Genomic DNA, 25,181 nt, shown 5'->3' with positions numbered 1-25,181 from the left:
GATGCCCGAGCTGAGCAGCCTGCTGACCGACCTGACGGACGAGGGCGAGGCGCTGGACGCGCTGGTCGCCCCGCTTTCCGACCTGACCGTCCCGACCCCCGCCGAGGGCTGGACGATCGCCCACCAGATCTCCCACCTCGCCTGGACGGACCGGCAGGCGATCCTGGCCGCCACCGACCCGTCCGGGTTCGAGAAGGTGCTGGCCAAGGCGATCGAGGACCCCGACGGCCAGGTGGAGGCGGGGGCCGCCGAAGGCACCGGCGAACCACCCGCCGCGCTGCTGGAACGCTGGCGCGCGGGACGGAGCGCGATGACCGACGCCCTGGCCGCGGTGCCCGGGGGGACGCGCCTGCCGTGGTTCGGCCCGCCAATGAAGCCCGCGTCCATGGCCACCGCGCGCCTCATGGAGACCTGGGCGCACGGCCAGGACGTGGCGGACGCGCTGGGCGCCGTACGCGAACCGACCGCCCGCCTGCGCCACGTCGCCCACATCGGCGTGCGGACCCGCGATTTCTCCTACCGAATCCGTGGTCTGGAGCCGCCGTCCGTGGAGTTCCGGGTCGTCCTCACCGCTCCGGACGGCGGGACGTGGGCCTGGGGCCCCGAGGACGCGGCGCAGTCGGTGTCCGGGCCCGCGCTGGACTTCTGCCTGCTCGTCACGCAGCGCCGCAACCGCGCCGACCTGGCCCTCACCGCCACCGGGCCCGACGCGGACCGGTGGCTCGACCTCGCCCAGGCGTTCGCCGGCCCGCCCGGCCCCGGCCGTCCGCCCGCGGGTGAACGATTCTGAGCCTCGCTCCGCAGGACGCTCGGTTTGGGACGGGTTGGCACGGACATGTCCCCGATATGACCATGCTGATCGCCTTCGACGGCTCCGAAGACGCGCGGGCGGCCATCGCCTACGCCGGGGCCCGGATCCGTCCCGAACCCGCCGTGGTGCTCACGGTCTGGGAGCCGCTGCTGACACAGACGGCCTGGCCGCCCACGGCCGAGCCGATGCCGCTATCGGGCGAGACGTGGGCCGAGGAGCGGGAGGCCGAACGGATCGCCGGAGAGGGCGCCAGGCTGGCCCTGGACGCGGGCCTACCCGACGCCCGGCCGCGCGCCGAGCGCGGCGCCGGACCGGTCTGGGCGACGATCGTGGACGTCGCGCGCGAGCTGGACGCCACGTTGATCGTGACCGGGTCACGGGGCCTGTCGGGCGTGAAGTCGGTGCTGCTGGGCAGCGTGTCCGACCGCGTCCTGCACCACGCGGACCGGCCCGTGCTGATCGTCCCGCATCCCTCGGCCGGCTAGCGCTCCAGCGCCTTCTCGAACGCCGCGAGGACATCCGGCGTGAACAGCACGAAACGCGCGTCGCCGACCTTGGTCTGGGCGGCCCGCACGGCGCCCACCGCGATCCGCGCCGCGTCGTCCAGCGGCCAGCCGTAGATGCCGGCCGAGACGGCGGGGAAGGCGATCGTCTCGACCCCGAGCTCGTCGGCCACCCGCAGCGACTCCCGGTAGCAGGAGGCGAGCTGGTCCGAACGGTCCTCCGAGGCGGAGTAGACCGGGCCGACGGTGTGGATCACCCATCGGGCGGGCAGCCGTCCCGCCGTGGTCGCCACCGCCTGCCCCGTGGGCAGGCCGCCGCCGTAATGGGACGCGCGCAGCCTGCGGCAGTCCTCCAGGATCTCCGGGCCGCCCTTGCGGTGGATGGCGCCGTCCACCCCGCCCCCGCCGAGCAGCGAGGAGTTCGCGGCGTTGACGATCGCGTCCACCTGCTGTTCGGTGATGTCCCCTTGGACCAGACTGATCCGCATAGCCCGTCTCCTGTCACCCGAACGGTCGAGCGCGTATCGAGCGCGTATCGTGCTCTGCCCTCATCCCGACTGTGTTGCTCTCGTCACATCCTGCACGAGCGAACAGCGGTACGCTCATGCGTGGTCGGCGGCTCCCGTTCGTTGACGGCTCGGGGATTTCGACCACGGTCAGTGGTCCTGGGGGGACGCACGTTCGGGGTCCGATTCACTGGTCCGGCTATGACCTGCGGCGTGAGTCTGCCTAAGCTGCCGTCGGGACGACCGGGTGTTGATGCGTGGAGGTACCCCCCTTGAAGATTCTCGTCGCCGGGGCGACCGGCGTTGTGGGACGCAGGCTGGTGCCGTTGCTGGTGCGCGCGGGTCACGAGGTCGCAGGGACCACCCGCCGCCCGGAGCGCGCCAAGGCCCTGGCCGACCAGAAGGCCAAGCCGGTCATCGTCGACATGCTGGACGAGGCGGCGGTGCGCGAGGCGGTGACGGCCGAGCGGCCGGACGCGATCATCCACCAGCTGACCGATCTGTCCGACGAGGACTTCGCGGCCAACTCCCGCCTGCGCATCACCGGGACGCGGAACCTGGTGGACGCGGCGCGCGAGGCGGGTACCGAGCTGATGATCGCGCAGAGCATCGCCTGGCTGTACGAGCCGGGCGAGGAGCCCGCCGTGGAGACCGACCCGCTGGACCCGAAGCTGCCTCCGTACAAGGGGGTCACCGCTCTGGAGGAGGCCGTCGCCGAGATGCCGCGCGGCGTGGTGCTGCGTTATGGAGCGCTGTACGGCCCCGGCACCTGGTACGCCCCGGACGGCGCGATCGCCCAGCGCGTCCGCGCGGGCAGCCTGCGGCCTTCCTCCTCGTGGACCTCGTTCGTCCATGTCGACGACGCGGCGTCCGCGGCGCTGGCCGCGCTGGACTGGCCGTCGGGCCCGGTCAACATCGTCGACGACGAGCCCGCCACCACCGCCGACTGGCTTCCGGTCTACAGCGCCGCGCTGGGCGCGCCCACGCCGGGCGAGGCCGGTCGGCACGCGGCCGCGACGGGACGCCCGGTGTCCAACGCGAAGGCGCTCGGCCTGGGCTGGAAGCCGCAGGTGCCGTCCTGGCGCACCGGTTTCGCCGACATGCACCGTTCCGATCACGCCGGCGGGCGCGGCCGGTCGTCCAGGTCCTGAGTGCTCAGGAGAACTGGAACGATCGCTTGGCGAGGCCGTACCAGTAGCCGTCGATGACGGCCCTCCGCTCGCCGTCGCCGCCCGCGTCGGCGGCGCCGAGCGCGACGAACAGCGGGGCGAAGTGCTCGGTGCGCGGGTGCGCGATCCGGGCGGCGGGGGCCTTGGCCTGGAAGTCCAGCAGCGCGTCCACGTCCCCGTCCCGGACGGCGCGGTCGGTCCACTCGTCGAACTCGGCCGACCAGGCGGGCGGTGGCGCGTCGGTTCCGGGACGCATCTCCCGCAGGTTGTGCGTGGTGAACCCGCTGCCGATGATCAGCACGCCGCGGTCGCGCAGCGGCGCCAGGCGGCGGCCCAGCTCGAAGAGCCGTTCGGGCTCCAGCGTCGGCATCGACAGTTGCAGGACGGGGATGTCCGCTTCGGGGTACATCTCGACCAGCGGGACGTACGCGCCGCGGTCCAGGCCCCGGTCCTGGTCCTGGCGGACGTCCGGGACGAGCTTGCGGACGTCCTCGGCCAGGCCGGGAGCGGCGGGGGCGTCGTAGCGGACCTCGTAGTAGCGGCGCTCGAAGCCCCAGAAGTCGTACACGAGGGGCACCGGACGGGTGGCGGAGACGCTGATCGGCGCCTCCTCCCAGTGCGCGGACACCATCAGGATCGACTCGGGCCTGGGCAGCCCGGCCGACCAGCGTGCGAGCTGTCCCGCCCACACGGCGTCGTCGGCGAGGGGCGGGGCGCCATGGCTGAGGTAGAGCACGGGCATACGCGACACGCCTCTCAGATTAGTTGATGGTTCAAACACTTCCCATGCCCCCTTGACCGGCGCCCGTCCGGCCCTCATTATGAACATACGTTCATGAACAAGTGTTCACAATGGAGGGCCACCATGAGGATCGTGAACGAGAGCCAGGCCGAGGCGTGGAACGGCTACGAGGGGCGGCACTGGGCCGAGCACTACGAGCGGTACGACGCCGTCAACGCCGGGTTCAACCCGTTCATCCTGGACGCGGCACGGATCGGCGAAGGGGACCGGGTGCTCGACCTCGGCTGCGGCAACGGCCAGCTGACACGGGTCGCCGCACGGCGGGCACGGTCGGCGACGGGCATCGACCTGTCCGCGCCGATGCTCGCCCGCGCCCGGGAGCGCGCCGCGGCCGAGGGCGTGGAGAACGTGTCGTTCGAGCAGGGCGACGCGCAGGTCCACCCGTTCCCCGCCGGCGGGTTCGAGGTGGCGGTCAGCCGCTTCGGGATCATGTTCTTCGCGGATCCGGTGGCGGCGTTCCGCAACGTCCGGCGGGCGCTGGCCGCGGACGGACGGCTGGCCTTCGTCTGCATGACCTCGCTGAAGGACACCGACCTCGGAACGCTCCTCGCGGCGATGAGCGAGTTCCTGCCGCCGCCGACCGGGCCGGACGGCCATGGCCCGCTCTCCTTCTCCGATCCTGAGCGCATCCGGGAGGTGCTGGAGGCCGCCGGGTTCCTGGACGTGACGTCCACCCGCGTCGAGACCGACCAGCACTGGGGCCGGGACGCCCGGGACGCGACCGCCTTCCTCGCCGGCTGGGGTCCGATCCAGTACAACCTGGGCCTCATCGAACCGGCCGCCGCGGAGAAGGCGCGCGCGGCTCTGGGACAGGCGGTGGAGCGGTTCGAGCGTCCCGCAGGCGTCGTGACCAAGGGCACCGGCTGGCTGGTGACCGCTCGCCGGTAGGCGGCGCTGCGTACGATTCGGGTTCATGTCACCGAGACGAGCCGCGGCACTGCGGGACGGGACGGGACGGACGCTGCGCGAGCACCTGATCGCCACCGCCGAACGCATGATCGCCGAGGGCGGGACGGCGGGCCTCACCGTGCGGGCGATCGCCCGGGAGGCGGGCGTCGCCGACGGGGTGCTCTACAACCACTTCGCCGACAAGGAGGAACTGCTGGGCCTGGCGCTGCGGGCCCACGTCCGGTCGGTCGAGGCGGGACTGCACCCGCTGCCCGAGCCCGGCACCGGCACTCTCGAGGAGAACCTGCGCGCGCACATCACCTACGGTCTCGCGCTGCACCGGGGAATCCTGCCCGCGATGGCGGGCATGGTGGGACGGCCGGAGGTGATGGCCAGGTTCGCCGCCTCGGGCGTCCCGGGCGAGGACTGGCGCGACCGGCTGCTCGGCTACCTGCGCGCCGAGCGCGGGCTGGGCAGGCTCGCGCCCGGCGCCCGGGTCGAGGCCGCCGCCACGATGATCGTCGGCGTGTGCCACGAGGCGGTGCTGACGGTGCTGTTCGCCCCTTCGGGCCAGGCCCCCGCCGCTCCGGGGCCGGACGTGGACGCCCTGGTCGAGGTGCTGCTCGACGGGATCAAGGGCTGACCGTCCCCATCGCCTCGCGCACCTGCGCGAGGGTCCGGTCGGCGACGGCGTTGGCGCGCTCGTTCCCCCGCTTGAGCACCTCGCGCGGCAGGTCGCGGCCGAGCTCGGAGCGGCGGGCCCGGATGGGCCGCAGGAACTCGTTCACCGATTCGGTCACCACCTTCTTCAGCGCGGCGGCGCCGCCGTCGCCGACCTCCTCCGCGATCGCGCGCGGGTCGCGGTCCTGGCAGAGCGCGGCGATCCGCACCAGGTTGGACACCTCGGGACGGGTCTCCGGCTCGTAGGTGATGCGCCGGTCGGCGTCGGTCCTGGCACGCCTGATCAGCCTGGCGGTCTCGTCCGGGCCGGCGGCGAGCGGGACGGCGTTGCCGCGGCTCTTGCTCATCTTCCGGCGACCGTCCAGGCCGAGCAGGACGGGGGTGTCCGACAGCAGCGCCTCGGGGACGGGGAAGACCGGCCCGTACCGCTCGTTGAAGCGGCGGGCGATGGTCCGGGTGATCTCCTGGTGCGGTAGCTGGTCCTTGCCCACGGGCACCAGGTCGGCCTTGCAGAACAGGATGTCGGCCGCCTGGTGCACGGGATAGGTGAACATCAGGCCGCTGACCGCGGCCTGCCGGGAGGCGGCGATCTCCTCCTTGACCGTGGGGTTGCGGGACAGCTCGGCGACCGACACCAGGGCCAGGAACGGCAGCATGAGCTGGTTCAGCGCCGGCACCGCCGAGTGCTGGAAGATCGTGACCCGGCCGGGGTCGATGCCGGCGGCCAGGTAGTCGGCGACCAGGCCCTCGGTGTACTCGGTCAGGCGCTCGGCCACGTCCCGGTCGGTGAGCACCTGGTAGTCGGCGATCAGGACGAACAGGTCGGCGCCCTCGCGCTGGAGGCGGACGCGGTTGGCCAGCGAGCCGAAGTAGTGGCCCAGGTGCAGGGGCCCGGTCGGGCGGTCGCCGGTCAGGACGTTGGGGACGGTCGGGGGCATGGGCTCTCCTCGTGATGCCGGAGGGCCGCCCGCCGGTGGCCGCCCGTCCCGAGGAAAGGCGAAGGGCCGTCCGGAGGGACGGCCCTGGAAGTCGCTGGTCGCGCGTGGTCGGATGGCCGTCCTAGGACGGCCACCAGCCGAGGCGCGCGTGTCGCTGCATGACTCCAGGGTAACCGAGCGTGCGCCGCGCCAAATAGGGAAAGCGATGGATTATCTCTTACGGGACGAAGTTGTAGGCTGAGGGCATGGCCACGACCACTCCCACCGCCGCGCCCTCCCGCACCCAGCCGGACCTGTCGTTCCTGCTCGACCACACCAGCCGTGTCCTGCGGACCCGGATGACCGCGGCGCTGGCCGAGATCGGCCTCACCCCGCGCATGCACTGCGTGCTCGTGCACGCGCTGGAGGAGGAGCGCACCCAGATCCAGCTCGCCGAGATCGCCGACATGGACAAGACCACGATGGTCGTCACGGTGGACGCCCTGGAGAAGGCGGGATACGCCGAGCGCCGTTCGTCCAGCACGGACCGCCGGGCGCGGATCATCGCGGTGACCGAGAGCGGCGCCGAGATCGCCGCCCGCAGCACGGAGATCGTCGACCGGGTGCACCGCGAGGTACTGGACGCGCTGCCGGGCGACGAGGGCGAGGTGCTGCTGCGGGCGCTGAACCGCCTGGCCACCGGGCTGCTCGCGGAACCCGTCGAGTGCCCGCAGCCGGTGCGGAGGGCCCGCCAGCGCACCACCTGAGCGGGGTGATGACCAAGGCGAGTGAATCAGCAGTAGATAGTCTGTAACGGAACTATCTGCTACCGTCTCTCCTGTTGTCGTCGAACGCATGGGAGCGGCCATGTCCTCGCCCTCGTCTCCGTCCTCCTCTTGGGGGCCCGATCCGTCCCGCTGGATCGCGCTGGGAGTGCTCGCGACCGGCGCCCTGATGGTGATCCTGGACGGCAGCATCGTCACCGTGGCGATGCCCGCCATCCAGGAGGACCTGGGCTTCACCCGGGCCGGGCTGAGCTGGGTCGTCAACGCCTACCTGATCGCCTTCGGCGGGCTGCTGCTGCTCGCGGGGCGGCTGGGCGACCTGATCGGCCGCAAGCGGATGTTCGTCGCGGGCACCGCCGTGTTCACGCTGGCCTCGCTGCTGGCCGGGGCCGCCACCACGCCCGGCGCGCTGATCGCCGCCCGGTTCCTGCAAGGCGTGGGCAGCGCGATGGCCTCGTCCGTCAGCCTCGGCATCCTGGTGACACTGTTCCCCGATTCACGCGAGCGGGCCAAGGCCATCGGGGTCTTCGCCTTCACCGGCGCCGCCGGCGCCTCCATCGGCCAGGTGCTCGGCGGCGTCCTCACCGACCTGCTGGACTGGCACTGGATCTTCCTCATCAACCTGCCGATCGGGCTCGCGTCGATCGCCGTCGCGCTGCCCGTCCTCGCCTCCGACCGCGGTCTGGGCCTGCCCGCCGGAGCGGACGTCGCCGGCGCGGTCCTGGTCACCTCCGGGTTGATGCTCGGCATCTACACGGTGGTCAAGGCGGAGGAGCACGGCTGGGTCTCCGCGCACACGCTGGGACTGGGCGCCCTCGCCCTCGCGCTGCTGGCCGGCTTCTTCGTCCGGCAGGCCACCGCGCGCACCCCGCTGATGCCGCTGCGGATCCTGCGCTCCCGCGCCGTCGTGGGCGGCAACATCGTCCAGATGCTGGCGATCGCCGGGATGTTCGCGTTCCAGGTGGTCGTCGCGCTCTACATGCAGCAGGTCCTCGGGTACGGGGCCGCCCGGACGGGGCTGGCCATGCTCCCCGCCGCGGTGCTGATCGGAGCGATCTCGCTCGGGCTCTCGGCCCGGCTCAACGCCCGGTTCGGCGAGCGCGCCATGCTGCTGACCGGGCTGGCGCTGCTGGCCCTCCTGCTGCTCCTGCTGACCCGGGCCCCGGTGGACGCCTCCTACCCCGTCCACCTGCTGCCGTCGTTCCTGCTGGCGGGCGGCGCCGGGCTCGTTCTTCCCGCGGTGACCTCGCTGGGGATGTCGGGCGCCGGGGAGGACGACGCGGGGCTGGCCTCCGGCCTGTTCAACACCACCCAGCAGATCGGGATGGCGCTGGGCGTCGCGGTGCTGTCCACGCTCGCCGCGTCCCGCACCAGGCATCTGCTGGACGCGGGACGCGCCGAGCCCGAGGCGCTGACCGGCGGCTTCCACCTGGCGTTCGGCATCGGCGCGGGGCTGCTGGCCACCGCCTTCCTCATCACGCTGCTCGTCCTGCGGCGCCGGGGCGGCGCCGGGACGCCCGTCACGCGTGAGGCGCCCGGGGCGGCTCGGGATCTGCCTCAGGGAGCGCCGGGGGCGTGAGGGCCTTCCCGTCCTCCTCGCCTCGCGCCGCGGTGGCCGTCACGGGCCGCGGCGCGAAGCCGTTCGCGACCACGACGATGGTCACCACCAGCACCGCCGGGACGAGGAACACCAGCCGGAGCCCGGACGAGGCGAGCGCGCCCGCGATGGCCGCGCCCAGCACGAAGCCCACGTAGTTGAAGACGTTGAGCCGCGCGACCGCGACGCCCAGCCCCGTCGGGTCCACCCGTCCCGCCGCCGAGAACGCCACCGGGGCGACGACGCTGAGCCCCAGCCCCGCCACCGCGAACGCCGCGATCGCGGTGACCGGTCCGGGCGCGATCACGACGAGCACCATCCCGGCCAGCCCCACCGCGCCGCCGAGCCGGATGACCAGGACCGCGCCGTACCGCCTGACGCCGAAGTCGGCGGCGGCCCGCGTCACCACCATCGCCACCTGGTACGCCACGTAGCCCAGCGGGGCCGCGAAGTCGCTGGCGCGCAGCTCGTCCTGGAGGAACTTGGCGCTGTAGTTGGAGACGACCGAGTCGGCCAGGTAGAACACGCCCAGCGCGACGCCCACGATCAGCACGGGACGCCAGGGCACCCTCCTGGCCGCAGCCTTCAGCTCCTCGGCGCTGGGCGCCGTCCCCTCCTCGTCCTTGCGGAACAGCCCGGGTCCGGTGACGAGCGAGACCAGCACGCCCAGCGCGGCGGGGACCACGAAGCCGCTGAACAGCCCCAGGTCCAGGCGGTTGGCCAGCGCCACCCACAGCCCGCCGAGGATGCCGGCGACGCTCCACACCGCGTAGAAACCGGTGAGCAGGCTCATCCCGTGGCGGCGCTCGACCGCGACCGCCTGCGCGTTCATCGCCGCGTCCACGGCGCCGACGAACGTCCCGAACAGCGCCGTGGCCACGAACAGCGGAGCCAGATGGCCGCCGGTGGACCCGACCAGGACCATCGCGACGCACACCGCCGGCTGCGCCACCCGCAGGACCGGACCGCTGCCGAAGCGCGCGAACAGGGATCCGGCCACGACGCTGCCCACCCCGGCGATCACCGGGACGAGCAGCAGCACGAGGGCGAGCAGCGCGTCGCCGATGCCGTGCGCGTCCTGGACCTGCGGCACCCGCGTGACCAGCGTGGCGAAGCACAGGCCCTGGATGGCGAAGGCGGCGTAGGCCGAAAGCCGTGCCCGCCGGTCCCGTGCGGTCATGGGGCGCCTCCGGCCGATATGAGGGGTTCCGCGTTGGCGACGGAGGTCAGAGTAGCGGGACGTCCGGGGAACCGCGCGCTCACCGGGCCTTTTCCCGGCCGAGGAGCTCCTTGTACCAGGCGAAGGAATCCTTGGGAGTGCGGCGCAGGGTGGCGTAGTCGACGTGGACGAGCCCGAAGCGCTGCCGGTGCCCCTCGGCCCATTCGAAGTTGTCGAGCAGGGACCAGACGAAGTAGCCGCGCACGTCCACGCCCGCGTCCATGGCCTCGCGCAGGGCGCGCAGGTGCCCGTCAAGGTAGGCGATGCGGTCGGGGTCCGCGACCCGTCCCTCACCGTCGGGGGCGTCGTCGCAGGAGCAGCCGTTCTCGGTGATGACGATCGGCGGCAGGGCCTCCCCGTACCGGTCGCGCAGGGCGACCAGCAGCTCGCGCAGGCCGTCCGGCACGACCGGCCAGCCGAACGCCGTACGCGGGTAGCCCTCGATGTCGTGGAGGGCGAACGGCAGATCGGGGGGCAGCGCGATGCCCGAGTACGGGTCGGGCTCGCCCGGCCGCGGCGCCCCGACGAGGCTGGGGTTGTAGTAGTTCACGCCGTAGAAGTCGAGCGGCGCGCAGATGGCCTTCAGGTCGTCCTCGACCGGGCCCGGCATGGCCTCGGCGAACCCGTCCGGGTAGCGCCCGGTGAGGATCGGGTCGGCGAACAGCCGGTTCATCAGGGTGTCGTAGAGATCGGCGGCGGCCTGGTCGTCGGCGGTCCCGCCCGCCGTCCAGACGGGGGTGTGGGACATCGCGACGCCGATCCGGTGCTCGTCGCCGGCGGCGCGGAGCGCCTGCGCGGCGCGGCCGTGGGCGAGAAGCTGGTGATGGGCGACCGGAAGCGCGTCGAAGAGCAGTTCGTGGCCGGGCGCGTGCTCGCCGATACCGTGGCCGAGCAGGGTGAACTCGGCCGGCTCGTTGATCGTGATCCAGCGGGTGACGCGGTCGCCGAGGCGGTCCGCGACGGCGGACACGTAGTCGGCGAAGCGGCCGGTGATCGAACGGGCACGCCAACCGCCCTCCTCCTCTTCGAGGAGCAGCGGGGTGTCCCAATGGAACAGGGTCGGGACGGGCGCGATCCCGGCGGCGCACAGCTCGTCCACCAGGCGGTCGTAGAAGTCGAGACCGAGCGGGTTGACCGTGCCCCTTCCGTCCGGGACGACGCGGGGCCAGGCGATCGAGAAGCGGTACGCGCCGACGCCCAGGTCGGCCATGAGCGCGACGTCTTCGCGGTAGCGGTGGTAGTGGCCGGTGGCGATCCGGGCGTCCGTGCCATCCTTGATGCGTCCGGGCTCGGCGGTGAAGGCGTCCCAGGAGGACGGGCCCCTGCCGTCCTCGTCCAGGGCGCCCTCGATCTGGAAGGCGGAGGTGGAGACGCCCCAGAGGAAGTCCCCGGGGAAGTCCGGCGGCACCGATGCCTCAGTGCGGGAGCGCGTAGAGCAGCAGCGGCACCACGCCCACGAGCGGGATGGCGGTCGTCGCCGCGCACCGCGTGTACCGGCCGACCGGCATCGGATCGAGCAGCCGGTTGACCCGCGCCATCACCGGGAAGCCGCCCGCGTCGGCGACGCCGAGCGTTCCGGACGGGGCCGCGGCGGGACGCGCCGCGGCGAACCGCAGCAGCGCCGTGGCCAGCTCGCGGGACGGACGGTGCCTGCGGGCCCGGTCGTCGGCGGCCATCTCGATCAGCAGCTCGACCGCGTCCAGGCAGCGGCCCACCAGCCGGATCTGCGGGAACACCTGGCGCAGCGAGGCGAACGGCAGCAGCACCAGGTCGTGCCGCTCGCGCGCGTGCGCCCGCTCGTGCGCCAGCACGGCGGCCAGCTCGGCCTGGTCGAGCAGCGCGAGCGTCCCGGCGCTGACGACGACCTTGGACGAGCGCACCCCGGGCACGCAGTACGCGGCGGCCTCCGGGTGGTCGAGCACGAGCGTGCCGTGCGGCACGGACGCGTCGCTGCGCGACACCAGCGCCAGCAGCGCCCGATGCCTGCGCCGCGCCCGCACCACGCGGATGATCGCGTACCCGAGCATGACCAGCAGGACGGCGGCGAGGCTCACGGCGGCCAGCAGCGCCGCGACATGCACGGGACCGAGCCGCGCGCCCCGGTCGCCGAGCAGCGCGGGCATGCCCTGGACGATGCCCTGGCCGTACGGGAGGAGGGCGACGCTGAGCAGCGCCCCGATGGTGGCGACACCCCAGCCCAGCCCGAGCGCCTGCCACAGAAGGATCCCGGTGCGGGGCGCGTGCCACGTCCACCGGGCCTGCGAGAGCAGGTGCGCCCCGCCGATGGTCCCGAGAGAGATCAGAGCGAGCAGGGCGGCGGCGGTCATGCCGGTGGCTCCTTGCCGGAGGCGGTCTCGGTGCGGGCGCCCTGGCCCCCGTCGAGGGCGGCGAGGGCCTTGCGGATCACGTCGGCCTCGTCCTCGGAGACCGACCTGACGAAGTGGGCCAGGGCGGCGTCCCGGTCACCGGTCTCGTCCAGCGCGCCCAGCATCAGCTCGGTGATGTAGCGCTCACGGCTGGCCACCGGGCGGTACCGCCAGGCCCGGCCGTCCCGCTCGCGCTCCAGGAAGTCCTTCTTGGCCAGGCGGTCGAGGACGGTCATCACGGTGGTGTGCGCCAGGTCGCGGTCGTTCGCCAGCGCCCGGCTGACGTCGCGCGCCGTGGCGGGCCCGGCACCGGCGTCCTCCCGTGCCCAGAGGACCTCCATGACCGTGCGTTCAAGCTCTCCCAGACCCCTCACGGCGACCAGGGTATGCGATCGAGAGGAATGTCACCACGGCGGGTAGTACGTGAGCTTTAGTACTACGACTTGTAGTACTACGCTGAGTCGTATGAGCAGTGTCGCTCTCGTCCCCGACGTCCTCGGCGCCCTTGACGCCGTGCGCGAGGCGCCCGGCGCCGCGTCCCCCGCCGACTTCATGGCGGCGCGCCAGCAGATGGCGTTCACCCTCGGCTTCCACATCATCCTGGCCTCCATCGGGATCGGTCTCCCGGCGATCACGCTGCTGGCCGAATGGCGGTCGCTCCGCACCGGCGACCCCGTCTACGCCGAGCTGGCCCGGCGGTGGATGAAGGCCGCCGGGGTGCTGTTCGCGGTCGGCGCCGTGTCGGGCACCGTCCTGTCGTTCGAGATGGGCACCCTGTGGCCCGGGTTCATGGACACCTACGGGCAGGTCTTCGGCACCGCGTTCGCCCTGGAGGGCATCGCCTTCTTCATCGAGGCGATCTTCATGGGGATCTACCTGTACGGCTGGGACCGGCTGTCGCCCCGCGCCCACTTCGCCACCGGGATCCCCGTGGTGATCGCGGGGCTGCTGTCGGCGTCCTTCGTCGTCACCGTGAACTCCTGGATGAACCAGCCGCGCGGATTCCGGCTGGTCGACGGCCGGGTGACCGATGTGGACCCGCTCGCGGCGATGGTCAACCCGGCCACGCCCGTCCAGGCCGTCCACCTGGTCCTGGCCTCGCTCATGGTCTGCGGGTTCATCGTCGCGTCCGTGTACGCGGTGGCCCTGCTGCGCGACCACCGGGCCGGGCGGGTCGACCGGTACCACCGGATCGGGTTCGCCATCCCGTTCTCGCTGGGCGCGGTGTGCGCGCCGCTCCAGGTGCTGGCCGGCGACTGGGCCGTCCGGTTCGTCCACGAGAACCAGCCGATCAAGTTCGCCGCCATGGAGGGCGTCGAGCACACCCAGGCGGGGGCGCCGTTCCGGTTCGCGGTGTTCGAGATCCCGAACGCGCTCTCCTTCATGCTGACCCTCGACCCGCACGCCACGCTGCGCGGCCTCGACTCCTTCCCCGCCGGCGCGCGCCCGCCCGGCGAGGTGGTCAGGACGTCCTTCGAGATCATGATCGCGCTCGGGGTGGCGCTGCTGGCGCTCGCCGCCTGGTGGGCGCTGTCCTGGTGGCTGCGCCGCCGCCGCGGCGCGGACCTGCCCTGGCACCCCTGGTTCCTGCGGCTCGCCGCGTGCGCCGGCGTCGCCGCCGCGATCGCCATGGAGGCCGGCTGGACCACCACCGAGGTCGGCCGACAGCCATGGATCGTGTACGGGGTGATGCGCACCGAAGAGGCCGTCAACCCCAACCCCGGGCTGCGCTTCGGCCTCTACGTCGTGCTGGTCGTCTACGCCGTCCTCGCCATCGCCACCATCAGCGTGCTGCGCCGCCTGCGCCGCCGCCACCGTCCCGTCCCCGTCATGGACGAACCCCGCGTAGGGAGCCCGGTATGAGCCACGGTGACATCGCCCTGAGCCTGATCCTGCTCGGGCTGTCCGCGTACCTGCTGTTCGGCGGCGCCGACTTCGGCGCCGGCCTCTGGCACCTGATCGCCCGCCGCCGCGCCGAGAAGGAGGTGGTCGAGCACGCGATGGGCCCGCTCTGGGAGGCCAACCACGTCTGGCTGATCTTCGTGATGGTGATGACGTGGACGGCGTTCCCGCCCGTGTTCGCCGAGGTGATGAGCGCGCACTGGGTCCCGCTGTCGCTGGCGGCCCTGGGCATCGTCGCCCGCGGCAGCACCTTCGTCTTCGGCAAGACCGCCCCTGACCGGGGCTCGTACGCCTGGACGTTCGGGCTGTCCTCCGTCGTCACGCCCTACTGCCTGGGCGCCGTCGCCGCCACCATCGCCACCGGCTCCACGTCCTGGCTCAGCCCGTCCGGCGTGTACGGGGGCATCCTGACCACCGCCCTGTGCGCCTACCTGGCGGCCGTTTACCTGATCTGGGACGCGCTGCGGCTGGGCAGCCGGTCCCTCTCGCTGCGCTTCCGCGGCTACGCCTTGATCTCGGGGGTGGTGGTGGGGGTGCTCGCCATACCGGGCGCCGTGGCCTATGGCGTCCACTCCCCGCTCCTGCTCCTTTCGGTCATCGCGGGCACCGTCTCCCTGGCGCTGCTGGTCCGGCGCTCGTACCTCGCCGTACGGGCGACGGGCGCGCTGGCCGTCGTCGCCGTCCTCTGGGGCGCCGCCGAGATGGCGGGGCTCGACCTGGAATCCACGGTCGCGCAGGACGCGGTCCTGGAACTGGTCTTCGCGGCACTCGGCGTGGGCGCGGTGATCCTCGTGCCGTCGATGGTGTGGCTCTACGTCCTGTTCCAGCGCGGGCCCGGCGACACGGCCGCACGGAGGCCATGACGGCTCAGCAGTACTCGTTGGCCCTGCGGACCAGCTCGTCCATCCCGATGTAGATGTCCACGTCCCGGTCGGTCTTCTCGTCGTACTCCTGCTGCAGGATCTGGCCGTTCCCGCGCAGCCTCGCCAGCGAGAATCTCGGGCCGCGGGCGGTGTAGTCGCTGCCGGTGACCGGGGCGTAGGCACTGTAGACGAGGTTGGGGTCGAGCGAGGGCGAGGGGGGCGTGGCCCTCCATCCCGCGGGCGGGTCGGTGACCGGCACCTGGATGGTGCGCCCGGGGAACTTGCCCGGAGCTTCGAGGATGATGGTCCGGTCCGAATCCAGGTCGCCGTCGTCAACGTCCGAGATGATGATCGTGTCCGGTGCCTTGCCGGGACACCAGGCCACCACCGCGGTCGGGCGTCCCTGCGCGTCCAGCGTCATGCCGGTGACACCGGCGTTCGGCGGCGTGCAGGCGGTCAGCAACGGGCAGGCGAGCAGAACGGCCAACGGCGCATATTTGCGCGATTTGGTGCGCATAACAATATGACGCGTGAATCGCCCCGGCGGCACCATGCGACCGTGGCGTACCCCGCCATTCGCGCGCTGACGTGCGATCATGGCCGGAGGGGGGATCATCATGCCGGTCGGGCGCGAGCACATCGTCATCGTCGGCGCCGGGTTCGCCGGGTTCCACGCCGCACGGGGGCTGGGCCGGCTGCTCAAGGGCGCCGCCGACATCACCCTGATCAATCCGACCGACTACTTCCTCTACCTGCCGCTGCTGCCCGAGGTGGCGGCGGGCATCCTCGAACCGCGCCGGGTGGCGGTGCCGCTCACGACGACCTGCCGCGGCGTCCGGCTCCAGCTCGGGACGGCCGACCGGATCGACATCGAGGCCCGGACCGTGCACGTGGTCGATCCCGAGGGCAACCCGGACACCGTGCGCTACGACCGGCTGGTGATGGCCGCGGGCAGCGTCAACAAGCTGCTGCCGATCCCCGGAGTGGCCGAGTACGCGCACGGGTTCCGCAGCATCGCCGAGGCGTTGTACCTCCGGGACCACATGGTGCGGCAGCTCGAACTGGCCGACACCGCCGACGACGCCGCCGAGCGGACCGCCCGCTGCACGTTCGTCGTGGTCGGCGCGGGCTACACCGGCACCGAGGTGGCCGCCGCCGGCGAGCTGTTCACCCGGCAGACCGCGCGGCGCCGGCCCGGCCTGCGCACCCAGCCGATCCGGTGGATCCTCGTCGACGTCGCGCCCCGCGTGCTGCCCGAGCTCGACCCGCGGCTGTCCCGTACCGCCGCGCACGTGCTGGCCGACCGTGGCGTGGAGGTCCGGATGGAGACCACCGTCGAGGAGGCCACCCCCGAAGGGGTGCGGCTGTCCGACGGGGAGTTCGTGCCCACGCGGACGCTGATCTGGTGCGTCGGCGTCCGTCCCGACCCGCTGATCGAGACGATGGGGCTGCCGATGACGAAGGGCAGGCTCGTCGTCGACGAGTACCTGACCGTGCCCGGCCACCCGGAGATCTCCGCGTGCGGCGACGCCGCGGCGGCGCCCGACCTGACCCGGCCCGGCGAGGTGACCGCGATGACCGCCCAGCACGCCGAACGGCAGGGCACCCACGTGGCACGCAACATCGCCGCCGCCCACGGGCGGGGTACACGCCGCCCGTACAAGCACCACGACCTGGGCTTCGTCGTGGACCTCGGCGGTGTCAAGGCGGCCGCGAACCCGCTGGGCGTCCCGTTGTCCGGCATCGCCGCCAAGGCCGTGACCCGCGGCTACCACCTCTTCTCGCTGCCTCGCAACCGGGTCCGCACCGCCTCGGACTGGCTGCTGGACGCCCTGCTCTCCCGGCAGATCGTCCAGCTCGGCCTGGTGCGCGGGCACGCCGTCCCGCTCACCTCCGGTACGCCCGACCACCCGCACGCGCCCTAGTCGGGGGTGCGCGCGGTGGCCTCCGGGTTGGTGGCGTCCCGGATGATGCGCAGGCCGGCGGTGAGCGCCTCAAGCTGCCCGGGGTCGAGCAGGGAGATGAACCACCGCTCGATCGCGGCGATGTAGCCGGGCAGAACCTCGTCCAGCCGCTCGGCGCCCTTCGGGGTCAGCACCGCGAACGTGCTGCGCCTGTCGTCCCGGCTGGACTCGCGGACGACCAGTCCCCCGCGTTCCAGCCGGTCCACCAGGCGCGTCACGCCGCTGGTGGACAGCTTGATCTGCGTGGCCAGGTCGTTCATGCGCAGCCTGCGTCCAGGGGAACGGCTCAGCCGCAGCAGGGCGTTGAGGTCGAGCCCTGACAACCCGGCGCGCTTCCAGGTGGGCTCCAGCTTGCCGACCAGGCCGAGGTGCGCCTCGAACAGCAGGCCCATGGTCGTCACTCGGTAATCGTCGACGAGCTCGCTCACACACCCAGCGTAGTTGATGCGCTGATAGTTGACACGAGGAAGAGTTAGTTATAGATACATGCGTAAGCATTATTCCTCACGGCAACGAAGGTGATGACGATGGGATGGGTGGCAGGTTTCCGATCCGCGCTGGTCAGCCCGTACGAAGAGGTCAAGCTCGCCGAGCCGCGCGCCTTCGGCGACCAGACCGTACGGCAGGTGCTGCACCTCGCGAGCGGCGGTGAACGGCTGAAGGTGCGGCTGTCCAACCGATACGGGCGGCGGCCGCTGGTGATCGGGAGCGCACGGGTCGCGGTGCGCAAGGCGGCCGAGGAGATCGTCCCGGAGACCTCCCGGGAGGTGCTGTTCGGCGGAGCGGCGCGGGTGACGGTCCCGGCGGGCGAGGAGCTGACCAGCGACCCGGTCGACCTGGCCGTGCCCGAGGGGACCGATCTGGCGCTGAGCCTGTTCCTGCCGGGCGAGACCGGCCTCGCCAGTTACGCGGTGTTCGCCCTCGAAACCGCCTACATCACCGGCGAGGACCAGGTCGCGGCGCCCGCCCTGCCCGGAGCCGAGCAGGTCGAGGGACGGTACTACGTCAGCGGCGTGGACGTCCTGGCGAGCGACACGCCCCGGATCGCCGTCGCGTTCGGTGACTCGTGGTTCGAGGGGGTCGGCACCACGGTCGGCGCGAACCGGCGCTCGGTGGACGTGCTGAACGAGAAGCTGAGCCGCGACCGGGTCGTCAACCAGGGGATCTCCGGGAACCGGCTGCTGACCGACGAGGTCGGGCAGCACGCCCTGGCGCGGTTCGACCGTGACGTCCTCTCGGTGCCGGGCGTGACCCACGTCCTGCTGCATCTCGGCGTCAACGACCTGGCGCTGCCGGGCATGGCCGGGCTACCGCCCGCCCGCGCGGAGGACCTGATCGCCGGCTTCACCGAACTGGCCCGCCGCGCCCGCGACGCCGGTCTGACGGTGACCGCCGCCACGATGGGGCCGTACGCCGGAGCGATCTACGAGGGGGTCAGCACCCCCGAGGGCCTGGCGGCACGGCGGCGCGTCAACGAGTGGATCCGGACCGGCGGCGCCTTCGACGCGGTCGCCGACGTCGCGCGGGCCGTCGAGAACCCGGACGATCCCGACTTCATTCGTCCCGACTTCGACAGCGGGGACGGCATGCACCTCAACGACGAGGGAGCCCGCGTCATGGCGGAGGCGTTCCTGACGGTGGCCGATCTTCGGTGAGGACATCCGCCCCCAATTGGGGGAACACCTTGGCGACCTTGCCGAGGAGGTAGTCGCCGTAGGTGCCGCTGAACGCCCGAAGGTCCTGCCCGTCCCAGCGAGGGCGCCGGGCATCGGCGTTCTCGCGGGACGGGAGCGGCGGCACCTCGGCGTCCCAGCCCGGGTCGAAGAAGAACGGCAGGGAAAGCCGGTCCCGGCCGCTGGTGTTGCGGACCCGATGCGGGGTGGACAGGTAGTGGCCGCCGGTGAGCTTGTCGAGCATGTCCCCGATATTGCAGACCAGCGTGCCGGGGATCGGCGGAGCCGCGATCCACTCGTCCCGCACCCGGACCTCCAAACCGCCCACCTCGTCCTGAGCGAGCAACGTGAGCAGGCCGTAGTCGGTGTGCTCCCCCACACCCCACTCCTGCGACCCGGGCTCGGACGGCGGATAGTGGAACACCCGGAACAGCACGGTGGGATCGGCCGTGCAACCCGCCGCGAAATAGTCCTCGGGAAGACCCAAACTCAAGGCCACACCACCCAGGACCGTCTGCCCCAGCCGGGCCATCCGATCCAGGTACTCCAGGACGGCATCACGCAACTCCGGGACCTGTCTCGGGAAGAGATTCCGCCCATGAAGCGGCGTGCCGGCCCGCGGATCGTCATCGGGCGGTTCCGTCCCGAAATAGATGCCCTCCTTGAGATCGGGACGCCCGGACGTGAGCTCCGCGCCGACCGGGAAGAACCCGCGCCAGGCCCGCCCGCTCCGCTCCATGGAGATCTCCATCTTCTCCACGAGCGGCAACCGAAAGAACCGGCGGCTCGCGTCGGAGAGCCGAGCGATCAGCTCACCGGGAATCCCATGCCCCGCGACGTAGAAGAACCCGCTTTCACGACAAGCGACCTCGATCTCACGCGCGACCTCGATCCTCGCCCCGCCGTTCACCAGCGGCCCGACATCGACCACCGGTACCGCGGTCACCAGGTATCCAGATGCAGAACGTCGTCCAGTGGAACACGCGGCGCGGGCTTGAACGAATCACCGGTGTAGTACGCGGTCGGCATGAGCACCCCCTGCCGCACCTCCGGAGGCAGCCCGAGCAGCGCCGCCACCTCTTTCTCGTACGCCAGGTGCAGGGTCGTCCAAGCGGTACCAAGCCCACGCGCCCGCGCCGCCAGGGCATAGCTCCACACCGCAGGCAGCAGTGACCCCCACAGACCCGCCTGGTTACCTTCGGGCAGCTTGCCGTTGGGCACCTCAATGCACGCAATCAGCAGGACCGGCACCTCCCCCATGTGCTCGGCCAGGTACGACGCACTGCTACCAACGCGCCGCTGCACCTCAGCACGCCCCCGGTCGCCCTCGTAGAGTCTTCCGGCGAACGCCCTGGACTTCGCGTACGCCGTGAACGAGCGCCGGTAGTACTCCCCGATCGCCGCCCGCTTCTCAGGGTCAGTGACCACGACCCAGTGCCACCCCTGCGTGTTGCTGCCCGACGGCGCCTGCACCGCGATCTCCACGCACTCACGCACCAGCTCAATGGGCACCGGCCGCCCGAGATCCAGCCGCTTCCGCACCGTACGCGTGGTCGTCAGCAGCTCATCGGGCCCAAGCGAAAGAGTCACCATGATCCCCATGGTGCACCACCACCGCTTGGCCGCGCCTCCCTTGATGCGCGGCTCTAGACCGGCTCGGCCCCGTGTCCGGCTGCGATCGCGTCGATGTGACCGGCCAGCTCGGAGCACAGCCAACGTCGAGTTGGCCTACTTCACCGTGGACGGGCCTTCGGGAACGACGGACCGTAGTTGCTCGCGTGCCTCGCGGCCCTCCGGCACTCGCTCCCACTTCCGGGACGTGCTCAGGATCTCAGTGACCCGGCTGTTCACCCTGGCCGAGGCGACGAAGGGAAGCGCCCGCGCCAGTTCCGTCATGCGATCGGCCGCGAACGCGGGATCTGAGGCTCGAAACGACGTCTGGATCTGCCGTCCCAAATACTGGGCCTGGAAAAGAGGCGACCACTGACCGATCTGCTCGGCCGCCTTACTAAGGAGCGTTCCGGCCTCGCGGTAGGCGCGAAGGTGGCCAAGACCGATGCCGACGTCCCCGATCAGAGCGGCCTCACCGAACGGGGAAAGGCCACCCACGGAACGGGCCTGATCGAGCGCGGAACGCGAAGCATGCTGTTGCGCGGGAACGTGAGCCAGCGACCGGCCCAACCGCATGTACAGCGACGCGCGCCGGCTGTTGGACGCGCCCTGGACCTTGAGCCCTTTTTCTGCATAGGAGACGGCTCGGGCGAAGTCACCACGGTAAAGGCTGATCCGACTGAGCCCCTCGTACGCTCGGGCTTGCCCTTCGGGATCCTTGGCACGTACGGCGAATTCCAGGGAAAGAGCGTCGGCCTGGTCGGCAGCGGCCGGCTTGCCTGCGTCATAAAGCACCAGCGCCGCCTGGTTAACAAGAGCCGAGGCCGCACGCTGGAGGGTTACGTCACCCGACCCGTTGAGCACTTTCTCCACACGTGCGATGTGGCCCACAGCGGCGACCGCCAGTGGCACGCCGCCCAGCTCGTACCGGTTACGAGCCGGCGAGTCAGCGACAGTGGTGACGTACTCGGCGTCCTGATAGAGCGACGACTTGCCAGACGGCACTCCCGCGCGAGACCTCGGATACCCATACCTGCGATACGCCGGAGCCCCGGGCATAGCCTGGGGTTGTGAGCGCTCGGAACGTTGGGCGGCGTTTGCGGGAATGGCGCAAACGGCGCGGGATCACTCAACGCGAACTCGCCGGGCTCGCCGGGGTGTCCCTGTCCCTGGTCCGGAAGCTCGAACAGGGGGAACGGCAGGACACCCGGGTCGAGACGCTGCGCAGGTTCGCTTCGGCTCTCAAGATCCCGACCTCCGAGCTGATCGAACGTTCCGAGGTGGAGGACCCGTCGGACGTTCATGCGGAGCAATGGCGTGACGTGCGGAAAGCGCTGCACGGGTTGCCCCGGGACGAGGTCGCGGAGGAGCCCACGGTAGAGGGCGTGGCCCGGTCGCTCGCCTCGGCCATGCCTCTGTTCTCCTCGGACCGCTACTCGGAGCTGGCGGCCCTGCTTCCTGCCTTGCCGATCGTCCGGGCGTTGTCCGCTCAGTGCGGTGTGGAGCGGACGCGCCCCTGCGGCAAGTGGGTCTGGTCGCGCATCTCGTCCGGTGTGCTGATGCCCTCTGCGCCAGACGGCGTTCCGCGCTGAGGCGCGGCCAGGTTGCGTTGGGTGGTCGGGCGTTTGCGGCCGGGGAACCACCAGTTGGCGTGGCCGAGGAGGCTCATCAGGGCGGGGACGAGGACCAGGCGGACGATGGTGGCGTCCAGGGCGACGGCCACGGCGAGGCCGAGGGCCATCATCTTGATGGTGGGGTCGGGCTGGGGGACGAAGCCCAGGAACACGAAGATCATGATGAGGGCGGCCGAGGTGATGAGGCGGGCGGTGGCGGCGATGCCGGTGACGACGCTGCCGTGCGGGTCGCCGGTGCGCTCGTACTCCTCCTTGATCCGGGAGAGCAGGAACACCTCGTAGTCCATGGAGAGGCCGAAGACCAGGGCGAACATGAAGAGGGGGACGAACGACATGATCGGGATGGCCTGGTCCACGCCCAGTAGCCGGATGCCCCAGCCCCACTGGAAGACGGCGGTGACCACGCCGAACGAGGCGCCGATGGACAGCAGGTTCATCAGCGCGGCCTTGATCGGCACGAGGATCGAGCGGAACGCGACGACCAGGAGCAGGAGGGCGACGCCGACGACCGTGACGACCACGGTGAGCATGCGGTCCCCCACGGTGTCGGCCATGTCGATGATCGCGGGGTTCTCGCCGCCGAGGTAGAGAACGGAGCCGGGGTGCGCGGAACGGACGGCCGGGATCTCAACGTCGCGCAGCCGGTGCACCAGGTCGGTGGTGGCCTGGTCGTGCGGTGCGCCTTCCGGGATGACCTGGAGGGTGGCCGTGGTGCCGACGATGACGGGCTCCCCCACATGCGCCACGCCCCGTACCTCGGCGACGCGCCGCTGGAGGTCCTGGGCGAGGAGGGTGGCCCGGCGGTCGGGCTTCTTGGTGAGGTCCGGGGCGCCCTTGATGCGGGTGCTCGTGGACGGCTTGGGGGTGGGCGGGGGGCCGGTGAGCCCGGCCAGCCCTTCGACGCCGGGAGGGCTGGGCTTCGGGGTCGGCTGTGCGGGCGGCTTGGGCGGCTTGACCCGCTGGGGCTTTCCGGGGACCTTGGCGACGATCACGAAGGGGCTGTAGTGCCCCGCGCCGAACTCCTGTGCCACCGCGTCGTACGCCTGGCGTGACTCCATGCGCGGGGAGGCCATGCTGTCGGCCATCACGCCGAAGCGCAGGCTGAGGGTGGGAATGGCGAGGCCGAGCAGGACGAGCGTCGCGATGATGGCGTACGGCCAGGCGCGGCGGTCCACATGCCGGCCCCAGCGTTCCCAGCGGGCCGCGCTCCGTTCGGGACGGACGCGGGGCAGCCGGTAGCGGTCGATGCGGGTGCCGATGGCGCCGAGAACGGCGGGCAGCAGGGTCAGCGCTGCCACCACCATGATCCCGACGGCGACGGCGGAGGCCAGGCCGATGCGGGCGATGAACGCGATGCCCGACAGGAACAGGCCGAAGATCGCGAAGACCACCGTCCCGCCCGCGAACACCACGGCGTGCCCGGAGCGGGCCATGGCGCGTCCGATCGCGGTCTCCACGTCGTCGCCGGCGGCGAGCTGCTGCCGGTAGCGGGTGACGATGAACAGCGCGTAGTCGATCCCGGCGCCGATGCCGAGCATCGCGGCGACCATCGGCGCGGTCGGGTGCACCTCGAACAGCGACGCCGAGTAGTGGACGATCGAGTACGCGACCACCATCCCGCACAGGGACACCAGAATGGGGATGCCCGCCGCCAGGTACGAGCCGAACGCGAGCAGCAGCACGACCATGGCCAGCGCGATCCCGGCCGCCTCCTGCGGGCCGCCGCGCGGCTGGTTGAGCAGCATCGCGGTGATGCCGCCGAACTTCACCTCCAGCCCGGCCATCCGGGCGGGCTCCACGGCCCGGTTGAGCGCGTCGAGGTCGGCTTGGCCGACATCGCCCATGTCGCCGGTGAGATGGACCCGGATGGCCACCACGTCGTGGCTCCGCAGCCCGCCCATGCCGGTGGCGTAGGGGTTCTCGGCGAACGCGACCCGGTCGAGGGCGGTGATGTTCTCGATCGACTCGCCGACGGCCAGCGCGACCCGCCAGTCACCGGAGGCGGCCTTCGGGGTCGAGTGGAACACCACGGTGGCGGTGGGGCCGGTGAGGGCGGGGAAGTCCTCGCGGAGGGTGTCGATGGCGCGCTGCGTCTCGGTGCCGGGCAGGGTGCTCTGCTGGACGAACACGCCGCCGTGCACCGTCCCGATCACACCGGTGGCCAGCATGAGGACGGCCCAGACCGCGAAGACCCCGGTGCGCCTGCGCGCGCACAAGCGGCCCAGCCTCTCCAGGAATCCCCCCATACCGGAAGGACAACACAACGACCGAAATTCTGCAACCGATGCAACTTTGCAGTTGTGGTAATATTCGTGATATGCGTCACGCCAGCGAGCCGTCCACGGGACTGCGCGCCCGCAAGAAGAGGCGGACCCGTGCCGCGCTCGCCACGGCCGCGCTCAAGCTGTTCGCGGAACGGGGCTACGAGGAGACCACGATCGCCGACATCGCCGCGGCGGCCGACGTCTCACCCCGCACCTTCTTCGGCTACTTCCCCAGCAAGGAGGACGTGGTCTTCGCCGAGATCGACGACCGGCTGGAGGAGGTCGCCGAGCGGCTGAGCCGCCGCGTGCCCGGCGAGGCCCCGCTGGAGACCATGCGGCGCGGCATCGTCGGCATCATCGAGGCGCTGGTGACCGGGCAGGGCGAGTACGGCGCCGTCCAGGTGCGCCTGGTGACGGAACGCCCCGGGCTGCGGGCGCGGGCGCTCCAGCGGCTGATGGACGTGCAGGAGGAGATCGAGAGCCGGCTGCGCGAGCTGTGCCCGGACATCGACGAGATCGACGCGGTCGCCGCGTCCGGGATCGCGATCGGCGGCATGCAGGCGGTCATCATGCACTGCCGCAAGCACGGCTACGACCCGCTGTCGATGAGCGCGGCCCTCGACCGCGCCATGGCCATCGTCGAGAACGGCCTCGGCTCGGTCGCCGCGCTCACCGAGCCGCGGATCAGTCCGTGATCTTGATTCTCAGACGGCGGAACCCGCGGCCCTTGTTCTCCACCTTGGCCACCGTGATGTGACCGATCTGCCGGGTGGACGCCACATGGGTGCCGCCGTCGGCCTGGGTGTCGAGGCCGACGATGTCGACGATCCGCACGTCCTGGACCTCGGGCGGCACCAGGTTGGTCGCGGTGCGGACGATGTCGGGGATCTCGAACGCCTCCGCGCGCGGCAGCGTCCTGATCTCGATCCGCCGGTCCGCCTCGATCTCCTTGTTGCACGCGTCCTCGACGGCCTGCTTGAAGCCGGGCGGCACCTCACGCAGATCGAAGTCCATACGGGCGGTAAG

The 25,181-nt window shown here is 71.7% G+C and carries 26 protein-coding genes and 1 pseudogene; 13 read left to right on the top strand and 14 right to left on the bottom strand.

What is annotated here, in order from left to right; all coding sequences use genetic code 11:
- Position 1: 1 nt before the first annotated feature.
- Together ACGWYJ_RS24065 and ACGWYJ_RS24060 are read left to right on the top strand one after the other, a co-directional pair.
- Positions 2-790, top strand: a complete 789-nt coding sequence (locus tag ACGWYJ_RS24065; RefSeq protein WP_395108596.1) for a TIGR03084 family metal-binding protein — start codon at positions 2-4, stop codon at positions 788-790.
- A 56-nt stretch (positions 791-846) separates the two neighbouring features.
- Positions 847-1,296, top strand: coding sequence for a universal stress protein (locus ACGWYJ_RS24060; RefSeq protein ID WP_395108594.1), 450 nt, complete (start codon positions 847-849; stop codon positions 1,294-1,296).
- Here the strand turns inward: ACGWYJ_RS24060 and ACGWYJ_RS24055 are convergent.
- Positions 1,293-1,802 (bottom strand): O-acetyl-ADP-ribose deacetylase, encoded by a 510-nt coding sequence (locus ACGWYJ_RS24055; protein ID WP_395108592.1) that lies wholly within the window; start codon positions 1,800-1,802, stop codon positions 1,293-1,295. The two genes, ACGWYJ_RS24060 and ACGWYJ_RS24055, sit on opposite strands and share 4 nt — an antisense overlap.
- A gap of 290 nt (positions 1,803-2,092) precedes the next feature.
- On the opposite strand from ACGWYJ_RS24055, the gene ACGWYJ_RS24050 reads away from it, so the two are divergent.
- Positions 2,093-2,971 carry an NAD-dependent epimerase/dehydratase family protein gene (locus tag ACGWYJ_RS24050; RefSeq protein ID WP_395108590.1) on the top strand — a complete coding sequence of 293 codons (879 nt, stop codon included), beginning with the start codon at positions 2,093-2,095 and terminating at the stop codon, positions 2,969-2,971.
- A 4-nt stretch (positions 2,972-2,975) separates the two neighbouring features.
- Here the strand turns inward: ACGWYJ_RS24050 and ACGWYJ_RS24045 are convergent, their stop codons facing one another.
- Positions 2,976-3,731 carry a dioxygenase gene (locus tag ACGWYJ_RS24045; protein ID WP_395108639.1) on the bottom strand — a complete coding sequence of 252 codons (756 nt, stop codon included), beginning with the start codon at positions 3,729-3,731 and terminating at the stop codon, positions 2,976-2,978.
- 123 nt (positions 3,732-3,854) lie between these two features.
- Between ACGWYJ_RS24045 and ACGWYJ_RS24040 the strand changes: the two genes are divergently transcribed.
- Together ACGWYJ_RS24040 and ACGWYJ_RS24035 are read left to right on the top strand one after the other, a co-directional pair.
- On the top strand, positions 3,855-4,679 hold the full coding sequence (locus tag ACGWYJ_RS24040; protein WP_395108588.1) for a class I SAM-dependent methyltransferase: 825 nt from the start codon (positions 3,855-3,857) through the stop codon (positions 4,677-4,679).
- 25 nt (positions 4,680-4,704) lie between these two features.
- Entirely contained in the window at positions 4,705-5,322 is a 618-nt protein-coding gene (locus tag ACGWYJ_RS24035; protein WP_395108586.1) for a TetR/AcrR family transcriptional regulator, read from the top strand.
- On the opposite strand, the gene trpS is transcribed toward ACGWYJ_RS24035, so the two are convergent.
- The gene (gene trpS, locus ACGWYJ_RS24030; protein WP_395108584.1) at positions 5,312-6,298 is read right to left on the bottom strand and encodes a tryptophan--tRNA ligase; all 987 of its coding nucleotides are present in this window, start codon (positions 6,296-6,298) and stop codon (positions 5,312-5,314) included. The two genes, ACGWYJ_RS24035 and trpS, sit on opposite strands and share 11 nt — an antisense overlap.
- A gap of 245 nt (positions 6,299-6,543) precedes the next feature.
- Here trpS and ACGWYJ_RS24025 point away from each other — a divergent pair, with 245 nt between their 5' ends.
- Both ACGWYJ_RS24025 and ACGWYJ_RS24020 read left to right on the top strand, forming a co-directional pair.
- Positions 6,544-7,044 carry a MarR family winged helix-turn-helix transcriptional regulator gene (locus ACGWYJ_RS24025; protein WP_395108582.1) on the top strand — a complete coding sequence of 167 codons (501 nt, stop codon included), beginning with the start codon at positions 6,544-6,546 and terminating at the stop codon, positions 7,042-7,044.
- A gap of 88 nt (positions 7,045-7,132) precedes the next feature.
- Complete coding sequence (locus ACGWYJ_RS24020; RefSeq protein WP_395108580.1) at positions 7,133-8,641, top strand: MFS transporter; 1,509 nt, start codon at positions 7,133-7,135, stop codon at positions 8,639-8,641.
- On the opposite strand, the gene ACGWYJ_RS24015 is transcribed toward ACGWYJ_RS24020, so the two are convergent.
- The 4 genes from ACGWYJ_RS24015 to ACGWYJ_RS24000 form a co-directional block, all read right to left on the bottom strand.
- Positions 8,583-9,839, bottom strand: a complete 1,257-nt coding sequence (locus ACGWYJ_RS24015; protein ID WP_395108579.1) for an MFS transporter — start codon at positions 9,837-9,839, stop codon at positions 8,583-8,585. The two genes, ACGWYJ_RS24020 and ACGWYJ_RS24015, sit on opposite strands and share 59 nt — an antisense overlap.
- 79 nt (positions 9,840-9,918) lie before the next feature.
- On the bottom strand, positions 9,919-11,286 hold the full coding sequence (locus ACGWYJ_RS24010; protein WP_395108577.1) for a GH1 family beta-glucosidase: 1,368 nt from the start codon (positions 11,284-11,286) through the stop codon (positions 9,919-9,921).
- 7 nt (positions 11,287-11,293) lie between these two features.
- On the bottom strand, positions 11,294-12,205 hold the full coding sequence (locus ACGWYJ_RS24005) for a M56 family metallopeptidase (RefSeq protein WP_395108575.1): 912 nt from the start codon (positions 12,203-12,205) through the stop codon (positions 11,294-11,296).
- A complete protein-coding gene (locus ACGWYJ_RS24000) occupies positions 12,202-12,618 on the bottom strand; it encodes a BlaI/MecI/CopY family transcriptional regulator (RefSeq protein WP_395108573.1) in 417 nt (138 codons plus the stop codon). The genes ACGWYJ_RS24005 and ACGWYJ_RS24000 overlap by 4 nt, the downstream gene beginning before the upstream one ends.
- A gap of 91 nt (positions 12,619-12,709) precedes the next feature.
- Here ACGWYJ_RS24000 and ACGWYJ_RS23995 point away from each other — a divergent pair, with 91 nt between their 5' ends.
- Together ACGWYJ_RS23995 and ACGWYJ_RS23990 are read left to right on the top strand one after the other, a co-directional pair.
- A complete protein-coding gene (locus ACGWYJ_RS23995; RefSeq protein ID WP_395108571.1) occupies positions 12,710-14,107 on the top strand; it encodes a cytochrome ubiquinol oxidase subunit I in 1,398 nt (465 codons plus the stop codon).
- Positions 14,104-15,009 carry a cytochrome d ubiquinol oxidase subunit II gene (locus ACGWYJ_RS23990; RefSeq protein ID WP_395108569.1) on the top strand — a complete coding sequence of 302 codons (906 nt, stop codon included), beginning with the start codon at positions 14,104-14,106 and terminating at the stop codon, positions 15,007-15,009. The genes ACGWYJ_RS23995 and ACGWYJ_RS23990 overlap by 4 nt, the downstream gene beginning before the upstream one ends.
- Before the next feature lie 4 nt (positions 15,010-15,013).
- Here the strand turns inward: ACGWYJ_RS23990 and ACGWYJ_RS23985 are convergent, their stop codons facing one another.
- A complete protein-coding gene (locus tag ACGWYJ_RS23985) occupies positions 15,014-15,496 on the bottom strand; it encodes a hypothetical protein (protein WP_395108568.1) in 483 nt (160 codons plus the stop codon).
- Positions 15,497-15,605: 109 nt separating this feature from the next.
- Here ACGWYJ_RS23985 and ACGWYJ_RS23980 point away from each other — a divergent pair, with 109 nt between their 5' ends.
- On the top strand, positions 15,606-16,934 hold the full coding sequence (locus tag ACGWYJ_RS23980; RefSeq protein ID WP_395108567.1) for an NAD(P)/FAD-dependent oxidoreductase: 1,329 nt from the start codon (positions 15,606-15,608) through the stop codon (positions 16,932-16,934).
- On the opposite strand, the gene ACGWYJ_RS23975 is transcribed toward ACGWYJ_RS23980, so the two are convergent.
- On the bottom strand, positions 16,931-17,401 hold the full coding sequence (locus tag ACGWYJ_RS23975; protein WP_395108566.1) for a MarR family winged helix-turn-helix transcriptional regulator: 471 nt from the start codon (positions 17,399-17,401) through the stop codon (positions 16,931-16,933). The genes ACGWYJ_RS23980 and ACGWYJ_RS23975 overlap by 4 nt on opposite strands.
- Positions 17,402-17,509: 108 nt before the next feature.
- Here ACGWYJ_RS23975 and ACGWYJ_RS23970 point away from each other — a divergent pair, with 108 nt between their 5' ends.
- Entirely contained in the window at positions 17,510-18,628 is a 1,119-nt protein-coding gene (locus tag ACGWYJ_RS23970; protein WP_395108564.1) for a GDSL-type esterase/lipase family protein, read from the top strand.
- Here the strand turns inward: ACGWYJ_RS23970 and ACGWYJ_RS23965 are convergent.
- From ACGWYJ_RS23965 to ACGWYJ_RS23955, 3 genes are all read right to left on the bottom strand, one after another.
- Entirely contained in the window at positions 18,588-19,592 is a 1,005-nt protein-coding gene (locus ACGWYJ_RS23965) for an isopenicillin N synthase family dioxygenase (protein WP_395108562.1), read from the bottom strand. The genes ACGWYJ_RS23970 and ACGWYJ_RS23965 overlap by 41 nt on opposite strands.
- Positions 19,589-20,248 carry a nitroreductase family protein gene (locus ACGWYJ_RS23960; RefSeq protein WP_395108560.1) on the bottom strand — a complete coding sequence of 220 codons (660 nt, stop codon included), beginning with the start codon at positions 20,246-20,248 and terminating at the stop codon, positions 19,589-19,591. Before ACGWYJ_RS23960 ends, ACGWYJ_RS23965 begins: the two co-directional genes overlap by 4 nt.
- A gap of 126 nt (positions 20,249-20,374) precedes the next feature.
- The gene (locus tag ACGWYJ_RS23955; RefSeq protein WP_395108559.1) at positions 20,375-21,262 is read right to left on the bottom strand and encodes a hypothetical protein; all 888 of its coding nucleotides are present in this window, start codon (positions 21,260-21,262) and stop codon (positions 20,375-20,377) included.
- Between the two features lie 65 nt (positions 21,263-21,327).
- Here ACGWYJ_RS23955 and ACGWYJ_RS23950 point away from each other — a divergent pair, with 65 nt between their 5' ends.
- On the top strand, positions 21,328-21,849 hold the full coding sequence (locus ACGWYJ_RS23950) for a helix-turn-helix domain-containing protein (protein ID WP_395108558.1): 522 nt from the start codon (positions 21,328-21,330) through the stop codon (positions 21,847-21,849).
- Here the strand turns inward: ACGWYJ_RS23950 and ACGWYJ_RS23945 are convergent.
- Positions 21,747-24,137 (bottom strand): MMPL family transporter, encoded by a 2,391-nt coding sequence (locus ACGWYJ_RS23945; protein ID WP_395108556.1) that lies wholly within the window; start codon positions 24,135-24,137, stop codon positions 21,747-21,749. The two genes, ACGWYJ_RS23950 and ACGWYJ_RS23945, sit on opposite strands and share 103 nt — an antisense overlap.
- Positions 24,138-24,208: 71 nt before the next feature.
- Here ACGWYJ_RS23945 and ACGWYJ_RS23940 point away from each other — a divergent pair, with 71 nt between their 5' ends.
- Positions 24,209-24,850: a TetR/AcrR family transcriptional regulator gene (locus tag ACGWYJ_RS23940; RefSeq protein WP_395108554.1), complete on the top strand. Its 642-nt coding sequence runs from the start codon at positions 24,209-24,211 to the stop codon at positions 24,848-24,850.
- Here the strand turns inward: ACGWYJ_RS23940 and ACGWYJ_RS23935 are convergent.
- Positions 24,840-25,181, bottom strand: a pseudogene (locus ACGWYJ_RS23935) (alanyl-tRNA editing protein); the annotation flags it as partial. The gene ACGWYJ_RS23940 and the pseudogene ACGWYJ_RS23935 sit on opposite strands and share 11 nt — an antisense overlap.

The sequence above is a fragment of the Actinomadura sp. SCN-SB genome, assembly GCF_043906805.1.
In the GTDB taxonomy this organism is placed as follows: domain Bacteria; phylum Actinomycetota; class Actinomycetes; order Streptosporangiales; family Streptosporangiaceae; genus Spirillospora.
This window is presented reverse-complemented; position numbering and strand designations above follow the sequence as displayed.